The organism is Achromobacter sp. GbtcB20 (assembly GCF_019091095.1).
Classification (GTDB): Bacteria; Pseudomonadota; Gammaproteobacteria; order Burkholderiales; family Burkholderiaceae_B; genus Achromobacter; species Achromobacter mucicolens.
This window is the reverse complement of sequence record NZ_JAGXJZ010000019.1, coordinates 83,935-95,722: the sequence shown is the minus strand read 5'-3', so window position 1 is coordinate 95,722 and position 11,788 is coordinate 83,935. Positions and strand designations below refer to the sequence as shown.

Sequence of the window (11,788 nt, the reverse complement as noted above, 5' to 3'; positions counted from 1 at the left end):
CTCACGTTCTTATGGGCCGAAAAACGCATGCAAGAAGATCGTCCAAATGGGCGGGTTTCGAAAGCCAACCGTCAACGCCCACGGGTAGCAGGGCGCCAGCGGCGTCCCAAACGCTGCCGGTGAAGATAATGATGCGCGGGGGACGTTCAGGGTTCGCAATCTTTAATTGCGGCGCCAAGTCCAGTCCGGAGGTGTCCGGCAAGGAAACGTCTAGGAGAATGACGTCGGGCGCAAACGTCTCGATTATCCTCAGCGCCGACGCACCGTCGCAAGCGATTTCGCCGATGACGCCAGGTTCCATCATTAGGCATTCAGCCGTCAGCTCAGCCGACACGGAATCATCGTCGACAATGAGGACTCGCATTACGGTGACCTCCAGGGGCTATGTACTCTAAGCATGGTTCCGCTGCCTTAGGCCGACGGATGGCACTTCCGATAGGGCAGGTTCATATCGTACTACTCTGGTTTGGGATGGCGACGATACGGCCATCGCCGTCTCGCGCAAACTTGCCCCTTTCCGCGGCCAGGGAACAGTCCCGCGCAAGCGTTACTTTGAAGATCAGCCCTGGGGTGCCCTCTTGCGCGGCCTGGTCGCGGACACTGAGCCGCCGCGAGTGCGTCGGTCGGGTGCACGAACGGTAGTCTCAAAGAGAGGTCCACGTCGCGCTTAAATAAATGCTGCCCCGTAGCCCGGCGCAACTTACCGCCTGCCGCCTCATCCATAGGCTTCGAGTTCCGCGTCCACTCACGGCAAACGTCGCTCCGACGCGACGAATTTGTAAATGCAACCATGAATTTTTGAATGTGACGTATTCTTCCTGTTCAATCTGGGGATTTTCTTATGACCGGGAATGGCTTCCTACTGCTCATAATTTGCGCTGTAGCGCTTTGTGCAGCCTTGAAAAACCAGGCACGTCGCCGGGCTGAAGCGACACTTGTGCGTTCGTTGGCCGTTGTGAATGGGCAAGGGTCCGCGCACGTGTTGGTCAGCTTTGACAAGCGGGCGGGTATCGCAATTGGCCACGACGCAAAGTCGATATGCCTGGCAGGCGGCAACTGGATCAACGCGGAGGTCTTTGACGTAGCCGAAGTGTTTGCCGCAGAACTCTACATCGACGGAGAGTGCGAAACGAGCACATCACGCTCAAGTCAGATCGCTGGCGCCGCTGTTGGCGGGCTACTGCTTGGCGGAGTAGGGATGATCATTGGAGGTCTATCAGGAAAAAAGAAGACCAATCGAAAAGTTTCTTCGATTGAGATCAGGGTTACCGTTGATGATGTCAATAACCCTCTTCACGACGTGCAACTACTCTCGCGTGAAATCTCTCGAAATTCGCCGGAAGCGAAGCGGATCATGGAAGAAGCGCGCCTCTTTCATGCGCATCTTGACGTCATGATCAAACGCGCCGATCAAGCCAGCAGAAATGCCGAGCGCCGAAGACTACTCGAGGCCCAAATTAGCATGACGAACGCACCCACTCTATCCATAGCGGGCGAACTTCGGGCGCTCTCAGAACTGAAGGTGGCCGGCGAACTCACGGAGGCAGAGTATCAATCTCTTCGCACTAAACTGCTGGCTTGAAAAACAGCGAATCCTCCCCCGATATTTGGCTCATCGTCCGTCGCTTACCCCTGCTCAGCCGCCTCTTCAAGTTTTGGCGCGACGTGGCTGCCGACGTGGGCGCATACGTGAAGGCAATGCGCCTGAGACTGCGGAGGGCCAAAGCCAAGCTCAAGGTCTGCAATATTGCAGCTATATCCCATTCAGGGTTCCGTTCAGTCTGACGCGACGGAGCCGGTTTAAAGCGGAGTAGGATGTTGCATGACAAACGATCTGGTCCGTTGTCGGTGCGGGTTGGCACCCATGTGGCGATCACCAGGTTGGATGCTTTGGCGAAAAGCTGCCCGACGGTTCACCTTCGAGAGAGTACGTTGGCGCTCAGCTTCGCTCTCATCGCCTCAAGGGACGGTTATTGATAGGAGACAGGTGTGGTACGACGCGACTCATTGGAATCTATTCATGCCGAAATCAGCCGCCTTCAACAGCGACTAAAAGTCGTGCGAAGCAACGCAAAAGCTTCCGCCATCGGCTCAATTGCCCGATTGATGTACACCTACGACATCTCTCCAGCAGAGCTCACCCGGTAACCCCCCCATTCTTAGCGATTGCCAGAAGTAGGAACGCTATGCGGCCATGGCTAGCCGCTGTTTGGGGGTGAAGCCGCCCAGTGCCATATTCGGGCGTTCGTGATTGTAGGACCACATCCATTCGGTCGCGGCGCGCTGCACGTGATCCAGGTCTTCCCAGTGATACTGAGATAGCCACTCGTAGCGCACGGTCCTGTTGAATCGCTCGACATAGGCATTTTGCTGTGGCTTGCCCGGCTGGATGTATTCGAGCTTGATACCCCATTGCCCAGCCCACTCGGTAATAGCGGCGCTTAGATATTCCGGTCCGTTGTTGCAGCGTATCGCCCGCGGTTTGCCCCGCCAACCGATAATCTGCTTCAAGGATCGGATCACGCGCTCGGACGGCAGCGAGAAGTCGATTTCGATGCCCAGGGCCTCTCGATTGAAGTCATCAATCACGTTGAACAATCGGATGCTTCGGCCATCGGCCAACTGATCGTGCATGAAGTCCATCGACCATACATGGTTGAGCTGGTTTGGCACGGTCAGCGGCTCGGGCGCTTGGCGCACCAGACGCTTGCGCGGCTTGATACGAAGATTCAGCGCCAGATCCCGATAGATACGGTAGATCCGCTTGTGATTCCACGAGTAGCCTTTGACGTTGCGCAGATACAGGTAGCACAGCCCGAAACCCCCAATTGCGGTGGTTGTCTGTAAGCCGCATCAGCCAGTCTGCAATCTCATCGTTCTCGGGGCTGCGCTTGCAGACGTACCGGTAGCAGGTCTGGCTGATGCCCACCACCTCGCAGGCCAGGCGCACTGAAATTCCTCGCTCGCGCACCATGTGTTGGGCCATCTCGCGCCGGCGAGATGGCCTCACCACTTTTTTTCGAGTGTCTCCGCTCGAAGCTCAGCTTTGAGCTTCTCCTCGACATACATCTTGCGAAGCCGGGCGTTCTCGGCCTCCAGCTCCTTCATCCGCGACATCATTGACACATCCATGCCGCCGAACTTGGCCCGCCATTTGTAGAACGTTGCCGAACTGATGCCCAGCTCGCGGCACAACTCGGGCACTGCCAAGCCCGCCTCGGCCCGCTTTATCGCTTCGATGATCTGGCTGTCTGTGAATCTCGACTTCTTCATGCTGTAGAACTCCTCAACGAGAAAATTCTACTTCTGGATGCGACGCTTCTATGGGGGGATTACCCCGCGAGCGCAGATGAGAGCCGGCAATTCATGGTGCCCTACCCGTCGGACAAGCTCGTCGCAACGCCAATGAAGTGACCCCGTTTTCGGTGGAATATACTGTACAAATAAACAGTGTATTCCATCATGCCGTTCAAAGCCCCTCTCACCTATGCTGAGCTGCGCGCGATCCGCGAGCGGCAATACTGGAACGCCGACGTGATCGCCCTGCTCTGGGAGATCAAGCGGCTGCGTTCGGTGCTGCTGCGCGCCCACCAACTCTCCAACGATTTCAAGCGTCCCGCCGGCGTCACAGCGGGGCTATACGACGATTTCATGGAAGCTCTGCGCGCGGAGCCTTGTGTCATCGAACGCGACCAGGCCGTACAGGAGATGATGGAGGAACCGGCGAAGCTGCGCAAAGGCATGGCGCCTCGGTAGCGCGCCGCGCCTCGCATTTCAGGCAGGCTTGATGTTGTTGAAAAAAGTGCCGGTCATCTTCCAGGTCGAAGCGACGTGTTCTCGGAACGCGCCCCCGATGTCCAAGCCTGCCTTCTCGAGCTTAATTTTCAACCCCGCGTTGATATTGTGATCTTCGTCGTAGGTGGCCTCCAGGGAAAAGGTGCGCATCCCGTGCTCAAGCCGCCCCTTGGCGAGTTCCTGCCACAACGGCTCTCGGAAGTACCAGCGCAGATCCCGTGGTATTGACGGCGTTCTGTCGTTCTCATAGGTTTCTTCAAAAACCAGATTGGACGCAGAGGTTGAGGTGCTGCGGGCTTCGGCACCTACATCTGCGCCATTGATCTGGCCTGTGAGATTAGCGCTGATGCTCTTGTCCCAGCCTTGAATACTCTCGATCCTTAGGCGCGTTGCGCCCAAGCTCCTTAGAAGACGGCTCGCCTCGGCGACCTTGTCATCGAAGACCAAATGGTGAAAGGATGCGATCGGGTAGAAGAGATCGTCGGCGCAGGGGTGGGCGGCATATACGCTGCCCAAGATCGGCTTGCCTGCGGGCATATCGAAAGCCCTAGCTTCGGTATAAGTGACAGGCTCCACGCCGGGGACACTTGCGAGCCCCGCGCGGAATGCGTCTATGACTTCCGATCGAGCGTTCTTCGTTAACTTCAGACCTGGAATCGTGGGAATGGTAAGCGCGTATAGTCCTAAGAGCGTGGTTTTCGGCTTCTCTTTCGCAAGATCGGAAAGGGACTTCCTCGTCTGATGCAATGACGATCAGCCTGGGGCCGCCGCCTTGTCTAGGTATGGGCACTTTCCGACTCCGTGATTTCTGGACAGATGCCAATGTATCGAAAATCTACGCGTCGTGGAGAGCGCTCCTTCGAAAATTGCAATGGCGCTCGGGCAGCGCAACAGTTAGTACCGGGGCCGAGGGAGCCGCAATTTAGCGAAATCGCCGCCGCCAGGAAACGGGTCCACCCCGGCGACCGCGCGCAGCTCGGCAAGGCTAAGCTCGCGATGACGCTGGTGAGGAGCATTTGCCACCAGGTATGCAGCAGCGGCGCGGGCGCCGGGATCGTAGACCGCCTTGTACAGATATGCCGGCACGCGCACTTGGCCGCGGCCAACAGTTCGAGTGCCGTGGGGCTCCCAGACAACGCCCGTGACCACATAGATCTGCCGATGCTTGGCCATGGCCCGCACGCCCTTCTCAATCGCTGCCCAAAGATTGCGGTTCAAATGCGGATCCTGGGGAACGATGTTCGTGAGAAGGAAGCTCTCGCTGTCGGCTTGGGGCGAATCCATATCGGCCGAAGGCGCCAAATGGCCACGGTCAAGGCCGGAGCCGCGGAAATCGTCTAAGGATGCACGAGCGCGCCGCGAGACTCGTTCGTCTGGACGAAAGTCGTTTGAGCGCCCCAGATGCTCGTACGCGCGGCGTACGCGGGCCGGGGAAAGGTGCTCTGCCGCAAGAATCGGCGATTTCGCTTCGGTAGAGTACAGAACGCCATATCCCTGAGTGCACAGTTCCATCGCGCCGGTGGCCACTGCGGCATCCAGGATCACGGGTGGCAGTGCGCCGGCATAGTGTGACGGGCAGCGACTTTCAACCGCGCCGACACTGGAGACGATGAGCGTGGAACACAGAGCCGCGGCCAAACGTACAAGCCGATATGTGCGCATTGGAAGTACCCATAAAGTATGAATTAGCGTGTCTGTTCATACTATCAAGGAGCGCCGGCCGCCTAAAATATTGGAAGGCGGCCGCAACACTAGGCCGGCGCGTCGTCGTCGAAAAAGCCGTTGTCCTTTTCATGCGCCCCCAGGGGGCTGGCATCGCCAGAGTCGAGCTCGTCCAGTTCGCGGAAGTCTGAATGGTCACCAGTCGCATGGCGTGTGACGCCCTCCTCCACGTTGTCTGGGATGTAGAGGTCGTCGGGGTCCGGGATCCACATCTCACCCGTCCCGTTGGCCCGAAGGTCCTGCAAGGCGGCTCCTGGCGTGAGCGAGTCCAGCGTGAAGGGGGACTCTCCGTAGCGAAGGATGGCGCCAGCGTCCTGCTGCTCCCGATACCAGGCGCGGGGGCGCGGGCACAGGTGAACGCCATTGATGGCCGCCATGCTGCGGCGCGGCGTCACTGCGACGTCCACAATCTGTGGGATCTGCGTCACCCAGCCATATGCATGGAGCACGTGCGCCCCCAGGACCACTGCGTCCGGGTACAAGCGGCCCACCGCCTCGAGGAGATTGTCCTGTGGCGAGCTCGGGTACCGCAGCACATTGAAGTAGAGCGCGGCGCGCGGCCCGACGAACTGGATCAGCCCAGTGCGCGCCATTCGCTTGACCCAAACCTTGGCGGCTTCAACAGGCATCTCCTGCAGGCGGCAAAGATCAGCCAAAGAGAAAACGGCGGGAAGTTCTTTGAGGCGCGTTACAGCTGAGACCCTGCGGCTGCGCTCTTTTTCGGCCTCCTCGAGGGATCGGATCATCTCAACGCCCATGTCAGCCCCGCGGTGATTCTCGGGTGGGCGCCGGTCTGGTGTGCTCCCCCTCTACCTCGCCAACAATCTTCTCCATCGCTTCAGCGCACTGCAGCGCCATCGCGCCAGCGTCATCGATCATGGTCGACACCTGGCCCTTCCAATAGGTCTCCCACAAATGCAAACCGCCCATGGAGTCCACAAGAAACGTTTTCAGTTCGGTTTGCGCCTTTACGAGGTATTCCGTCGTATGAATTGAATCCGCCCAGGACCGCAGCGACCCCGCCATGGAAAGAGCGAGCTTCTGTTCCGAGGTGAACTCGAGCTTGGGGGCGTGGGCCTGTTCGGGGTCCATGGGAGCGTCATAGGCGCTGGCATGAACAAGGACGTCCCTGGCCATTTGTTCAGGAGTCGGTCGCTCGAAGCTCCGCTCCTGCCGGATCCAGTACATGTCGAAGATGTCCCGGGCCTTGAAGTACGGTCGGTTCGCAACTGCGACGAGCTTGTCGCACATCACAGCGTTCAAGGTTGCCATGGGTAGCATCGAGCTAACACGTACGAAGTAGCCGGCCTGCGCCAGCTCCTGCGGAGGCTCGGGCAGGCGCAATGCGGACGGATAGCGTTCCAGATAGCTGTCCTCAACGCCCCAGAATTCCGCCTTGACCATCGCCTTGCCTAGAAGCCCTGGCTTAGTCATCGACACGGCGTAGCGCGCCATGCGATCGCTGGTCTTGCCCGATACCTCGACCTGCAAAGCAGCGTCGATTCGCGCCAGGTGGGCGCGGGCGAACGTCACGGCGCTCTGAATGTGCCGCTCGGCCTCTTGTAGGTGATCCTTTTTCAGAAGGAAGTCGAGGTCTTCTGACCACCTTGGGCTTCCCCAGCCAAGCTTCAGGCTGGTCCCACCGTGAAACACGGCCTCAGACTGCGTCCAACGGGACCGTTCGACAAAGCCAGCAATGAGTAGCGTCTGCAGCAGCACGGACCATTGGTGCTTGGTGGTACTTGGAAGCGGCTGTCGCTTAACCGGCAAGCCGGCCGGGCGGGCGTTTGCATTCATTGCAATTTAAGGGATCTTTTATGTTCCCTTATATTACCTCAATAAGCCGTTTTGTCTAGACTGGCGTGAATACAAAGAATAAAGTCGGTCGCGCGGAATCTGCGATCTGCAAATGCTCGAGTTCCGTTGAAGCAACTTGAGCCCCTCGGATTCGAAGTGGGCTCGCGCAGTTTTCCGTGGAAAGCCACCAGGTCATCGAAGCCGAGTGGCACGGATTCGCCCGAGCTGAATGCTAGGCGCTTTCGCGTCGTTTCTCCTACGTACTCGAGGTTGATGGTCATGAACCAGCGTTCTCTCGTGACTTCTTCAGCGTCAGTCGAGCGCGGCCCCCCTTGGTGGACCCGTCCGCGTCAACTTCGCGTGGCGGTGTCAGGCGTGCGACCAGTTGGGCCAGACCGTCGATCAGAGCCGCGCCGCCCTCCTCGCGCGCCGCAGTGACGCTGTCCGAGCGGCCTCGCATTCGTGCTGAAACCAGCGCCCCCGCGGATGCAATGTGTTCAGGGGCGGACGACATAAAACCGATCGGCACGGCTGTCGCGTTGTGAGCCAAGTTGAAGTGGAACATGGCACAAACCAAGGCGTCCGGCACGAGCAACAGTTCCAAGCTTCCATCCATCAACACTACATCTGCCGCCAGCAGGCGGCTGAACTGGTCCTGGTAGACGGCAAGGCGCTCCCGTGAGCGGCGTGCGGTAGGCACCACGACCTGCAGCCCAGTCGAGGGGCGTTCGCCACCTTGAGGGACCAGCAACCGTTCGATCTTCTGCGCCAGGTCGCGCGCGCTTCGCGTGCGCGCCCACAGCGGTGATTGCGGCGCCCACCACAGGGCCTCCCGCTGTGCGGGATGTGTCGTTTCTGCAGCCTCCTCGGTGTCGGATTCTGCCGATTCTGTGGAAGGCGGCTCAAGCTCAAACCGTGCGTCTAACTGCGCCATTGCGGCCTGAATGCGCTCGAGCAGCAAGCCGGCGTTGCGGGGAAGGTACAACGCGCCCAGCATTGGCGTAACGCGGTCGTCGTCCGGGCGCACGATCCGCGTCAGATGGACCTCCTGGGCGTATCGGCGCAGATCGAACGCATCCCCTGTCACGTAGCGTTGCAGCAGCGTGTCATCGAAGGTCTGGATAAAGTCACGCAGGCGCTCGTTGTCGCCTCGCTCCTGGCTGGCCAGCGCATCGGTGATCGCCTCGGATATCTCCAGCCGGCTGCCGAAGCTTTCATCGTCGATGTTGCGGCGGATGCTCGTCTGCCCGCCAAGATCTAGATGGAATGTGCACGACAGCGGAATGCTGAAGCGCTCGCCAGCGTCAATAGCACTGATCTTGTAGATCTCGGCTTTGTCCTTGGTGCAGATCTGGCGGAAGTTCTGCTGGAAGGATTGCTCCGCATATTGCCGCGTGCGCGACTGCTTGTCCAGGTTGCGTGTCGCCAATTCGATCTGGGAGCGCACCCGCTTCAGGCGGCTTGGACGTTCCGCCGGGCTGAAGCTGATCAGGTCGAATACGACTTCGGTGCTCCAGTCCTGGATCTTGAAGAAGCGCGGCAAATTGTCCGAACTGTCCTGAAAACGCGCGAGCGCATAAGTGGTGAGTTCCAGATGCTCGTCGTTCCATTGCAGCAGACGCTCGTCCAGCAGAGACTTGAGAACGGCATCGGTCTCCTTCTTCGAGAAGCCGAAAAAATCCTGGATCTGCGCGGGGCTGAGCGTGCCACAGACGTACGCGATGCGCAGGGCGAATTCCGTCACCACGGGCAACGCTTCCTCAGCACTAATGGCGCACGAGATCGCGAAGCTCTGCGCGGGAATGGCGAACGTGATCTCTTCTACCACGAGGTGTTCGCGCAGTTGTTGTTCCTCGATGGTAGGTGTCAAATCACATATGTCCGCGGTTCGAAGCCACCCCGCTACTCTGCCGAACCACCAGCTCCGGCATCAATCTCTCCGACTCCGACCTACCACCCCCCATCTGCTCAATCAACAACTCAGCCCCCCTATACCCCATCTGATGCATAGGCGATCGCACTGACGTCAAACTAATAGGCAGATCAGCAGCCACAGGCGTATCGTTATATCCGACCACCGCCACATCCGACCCCGGCGTCATCCCATAATCCCTTAGCGCCCCCATCAACCCGATAGCCAAAAAATCATTCACAGCAAAAAACGCCGTCGGCTTTCGCGACCCCGCCAACAGTCTTTCCCCCACGCTCCGGCCAGCTTCAGTATTAAACGGGCTCGTAGGCCGCCAGGCCTTATCAATATCAACCCCGAGTTCCTCGCACCTCGCCACAAACCCAGCCGTGCGATCCACCCCAGTGCTCGCATGTGCCTGACCCGCCAGCACCGCAATATCCCTATGCCCCAGCCCGACCAGATGATCCGCCGCTAACCGCCCACCTTCAAAATCATCACACGTGACAGAGCAGTGCTGCCCCAGTCGCCGACTCACCAGCACCATCGGAATCCCACGTTTCGCAATCTCATCAATGAAGTACGGATCATCCAACCGCGCATCCGCAAACATGATTCCATCCACCCGTCGCGCCAACGCCGACTCTCCCAACTCGCGTTGCCGGGCAGGGATGTCTTGGGTGTTCGAAACAAACGTCTGGTAATTCGCGTGCACGGCCGCCGCGTCTATGCCCTCGTAAATCATGGCGACCACGATGTCGGACAGTTGCGGTACCAGCACGCCTATCGTGCGTGTGCGCTGCGTTCGCAGCCCGATGGCGTTCGGGTTGGGTCTGTAGTTGAGTTGTTTGGCCAGGTCCCGGATCCGCTGGACGGTTTCGGGCGCTGCTGCCGATTTTGCATCCTCGTCTGAGCCGTTCAGCACGCGTGAGACGGTGGATACGTGCACGTTTAGCAGTCGTGCGAGCGAGCTCAGAGTGACAGGGCCTTGTTTCATTGGACAGAGGATTGAAGCAATCCCAAATGATACCAAGCCACCCCAAATCATAAGGCGACTCAAATTTACCCAAACGTTAGGGTAAACCATGCTTGATAGCACCTTTAACCTTGCGCGAAACTTCAACCCAATCGTTTGGGTAAATTGTTGCGCAGAGGAAATTGTGAGCATTATCAATCAACTTCTAGCTTCGTATCGCTCGGGGCAGAGCACCGCGTCAGAGGTAGTCCAGGCTTACTTGGACAAAATCGGGCAATCTGACCTGAATAGCTTTATCTCGGTGGATCGCGAGGCGAGCCTGGCTATCTCAGAGCTGTGCGACACGGTGATGTCGGCCGGCGGAACGCTGGGGCCTTTGCATGGCGCCCCGGTGGCGATCAAGGATCTCATCGATGTGGCAGGGATGCGCACCACGATGGGATCGAGCCAATATGCCAAAAACGTCGCCGGTGCAGATGCGCCGGTGGTCCAACGTCTGCGTAATGCGGGCGCGGTGATTCTTGGCAAAACCAACACGCACCAGTTCGCGTATGGATCCACGGGCGATCGGTCGGACTTCGGCCCGGTACGTAACCCGCGAAACGTTGAGCACGTGTCGGGTGGATCCAGCAGTGGTTCGGCTGCTGCTGTCGGGGCAGGCCTGTGCCTGGCCGCTTTGGGCACGGACACCAGTGCTTCGGTGCGCTTGCCGGCAGCGTTTTGTGGTGTGGTGGGCTTGAAGCCCACTGTGGGTTTGCTGCCTAGTACCGGTGTATTTCCCCTGAGCCCCACGCTTGATCATGTGGGTCATTTGAGCGCGACCATTTTGGACAACGCTCTTGTCCTTGAAGTGTTGTGCGGCTCTGCGTCTGGCCGCTACGCCGCAAAGGTCGGAAAACCCATCGCAGGTATGAAGATCGGCGTGCCCGGTGGCTACTTCGCTGACTTCGTCAGTAATGACGTGCAGGCAAGTGTGCGCCGTGCTCGAGAGGCTCTGGAGGCCGCCGGCGCGCGTGTTGTCGATATCGAGGTGCCAGAGACACAGGCGATCTACGAGAACCAGCAGTTGATTCTGCGTGCAGAGGCCTATGCAACACACCGGGCGGCGCTGGATGCGGATAAGCCCTATCTGCCTGAGGTCCGGACTCGCTTGATGACCGGGGCAGACGTGTCGGCGGCTGATTACTTAGGCGCGTTGGGACAACGTCATTCGGCACAGTTGGCATTCGATGCCGCTTTGGCCGACGTGGACATTCTGTTGAGTCCAACATGCGGCGTACCTGCGCCGCGGATCGACGAACGGGACACGTTGGTAGACGGTACTGCGCATCCGACCTTTTGGTTGATCACGCGACTGACGGCACCGACAAATCTCTCTGGTCATCCGAGTTTGTCGGTGCCTTTTGGCGAGACCAACGGATTGCCGCATGGCATGCAACTGATCGGCCGCTATCAAGATGAAGCCACGCTGTACCAAGTCGGCGCTGTGCTCGAGTCCGCCAATCGGATTTGATTGACTCAATACTGACCAAATCGAAAACGCAGGCCAAAACGGCTTTGTTAACAGGATAAAAAGGGTAGAAAACAAA

General features: G+C 58.7%; 10 protein-coding genes and 1 pseudogene. 3 read left to right on the top strand and 8 right to left on the bottom strand.

Annotation, left to right across the window (positions count from 1 at the left end):
• Nucleotide 1: 1 nt before the first annotated feature.
• Nucleotides 2-364, bottom strand: a complete 363-nt coding sequence (locus tag KVT32_RS21725; RefSeq protein WP_152385777.1) for a response regulator — start codon at nucleotides 362-364, stop codon at nucleotides 2-4.
• A gap of 615 nt (nucleotides 365-979) precedes the next feature.
• Between KVT32_RS21725 and KVT32_RS21720 the strand changes: the two genes are divergently transcribed.
• Nucleotides 980-1,582 carry an SHOCT domain-containing protein gene (locus KVT32_RS21720; protein WP_152385776.1) on the top strand — a complete coding sequence of 201 codons (603 nt, stop codon included), beginning with the start codon at nucleotides 980-982 and terminating at the stop codon, nucleotides 1,580-1,582.
• Nucleotides 1,583-2,184: 602 nt separating this feature from the next.
• On the opposite strand, the pseudogene KVT32_RS21715 reads toward KVT32_RS21720, so the two are convergent.
• Nucleotides 2,185-3,273 (bottom strand): annotated as a pseudogene (locus KVT32_RS21715) (IS3 family transposase).
• Nucleotides 3,274-3,462: 189 nt separating this feature from the next.
• Between KVT32_RS21715 and KVT32_RS21710 the strand changes: the two are divergent.
• Entirely contained in the window at nucleotides 3,463-3,756 is a 294-nt protein-coding gene (locus KVT32_RS21710; RefSeq protein WP_152385775.1) for a hypothetical protein, read from the top strand.
• Nucleotides 3,757-3,774: 18 nt separating this feature from the next.
• Here KVT32_RS21710 and KVT32_RS21705 read toward each other — a convergent pair whose 3' ends face one another.
• The 6 genes from KVT32_RS21705 to KVT32_RS21680 form a co-directional block, all read right to left on the bottom strand.
• Complete coding sequence (locus KVT32_RS21705; RefSeq protein WP_152385774.1) at nucleotides 3,775-4,332, bottom strand: hypothetical protein; 558 nt, start codon at nucleotides 4,330-4,332, stop codon at nucleotides 3,775-3,777.
• A 357-nt stretch (nucleotides 4,333-4,689) separates the two neighbouring features.
• Nucleotides 4,690-5,340 carry a DNA/RNA non-specific endonuclease gene (locus KVT32_RS21700; protein ID WP_227741432.1) on the bottom strand — a complete coding sequence of 217 codons (651 nt, stop codon included), beginning with the start codon at nucleotides 5,338-5,340 and terminating at the stop codon, nucleotides 4,690-4,692.
• A 206-nt stretch (nucleotides 5,341-5,546) separates the two neighbouring features.
• Nucleotides 5,547-6,263 carry a hypothetical protein gene (locus KVT32_RS21695; RefSeq protein ID WP_227741431.1) on the bottom strand — a complete coding sequence of 239 codons (717 nt, stop codon included), beginning with the start codon at nucleotides 6,261-6,263 and terminating at the stop codon, nucleotides 5,547-5,549.
• 13 nt (nucleotides 6,264-6,276) lie between these two features.
• Nucleotides 6,277-7,236, bottom strand: a complete 960-nt coding sequence (locus KVT32_RS21690; RefSeq protein ID WP_227741430.1) for a nucleotidyl transferase AbiEii/AbiGii toxin family protein — start codon at nucleotides 7,234-7,236, stop codon at nucleotides 6,277-6,279.
• Between the two features lie 355 nt (nucleotides 7,237-7,591).
• The gene (locus KVT32_RS21685) at nucleotides 7,592-9,184 is read right to left on the bottom strand and encodes a hypothetical protein (protein ID WP_152385770.1); all 1,593 of its coding nucleotides are present in this window, start codon (nucleotides 9,182-9,184) and stop codon (nucleotides 7,592-7,594) included.
• A gap of 1 nt (nucleotide 9,185) precedes the next feature.
• Nucleotides 9,186-10,220, bottom strand: coding sequence for a LacI family DNA-binding transcriptional regulator (locus KVT32_RS21680; RefSeq protein WP_152385807.1), 1,035 nt, complete (start codon nucleotides 10,218-10,220; stop codon nucleotides 9,186-9,188).
• 88 nt (nucleotides 10,221-10,308) lie between these two features.
• Here KVT32_RS21680 and KVT32_RS21675 point away from each other — a divergent pair, with 88 nt between their 5' ends.
• The gene (locus KVT32_RS21675; protein ID WP_152385769.1) at nucleotides 10,309-11,712 is read left to right on the top strand and encodes an amidase; all 1,404 of its coding nucleotides are present in this window, start codon (nucleotides 10,309-10,311) and stop codon (nucleotides 11,710-11,712) included.
• Nucleotides 11,713-11,788: the final 76 nt, after the last annotated feature.

Bases quoted from the DNA above. Each gene is read 5' to 3' on its own strand.
- KVT32_RS21710 (WP_152385775.1), top strand. From the start codon at position 3,463: ATGCCGTTCAAAGCCCCTCTCACCTATGCTGAGCTGCGCGCGATCCGC.
- KVT32_RS21725 (WP_152385777.1), bottom strand. From the start codon at position 364: ATGCGAGTCCTCATTGTCGACGATGATTCCGTGTCGGCTGAGCTGACG.
- KVT32_RS21695 (WP_227741431.1), bottom strand. From the start codon at position 6,263: ATGATCCGATCCCTCGAGGAGGCCGAAAAAGAGCGCAGCCGCAGGGTC.
- KVT32_RS21705 (WP_152385774.1), bottom strand. From the start codon at position 4,332: ATGCCCGCAGGCAAGCCGATCTTGGGCAGCGTATATGCCGCCCACCCC.
- KVT32_RS21680 (WP_152385807.1), bottom strand. From the start codon at position 10,220: ATGAAACAAGGCCCTGTCACTCTGAGCTCGCTCGCACGACTGCTAAAC.
- KVT32_RS21675 (WP_152385769.1), top strand. From the start codon at position 10,309: ATGCTTGATAGCACCTTTAACCTTGCGCGAAACTTCAACCCAATCGTT.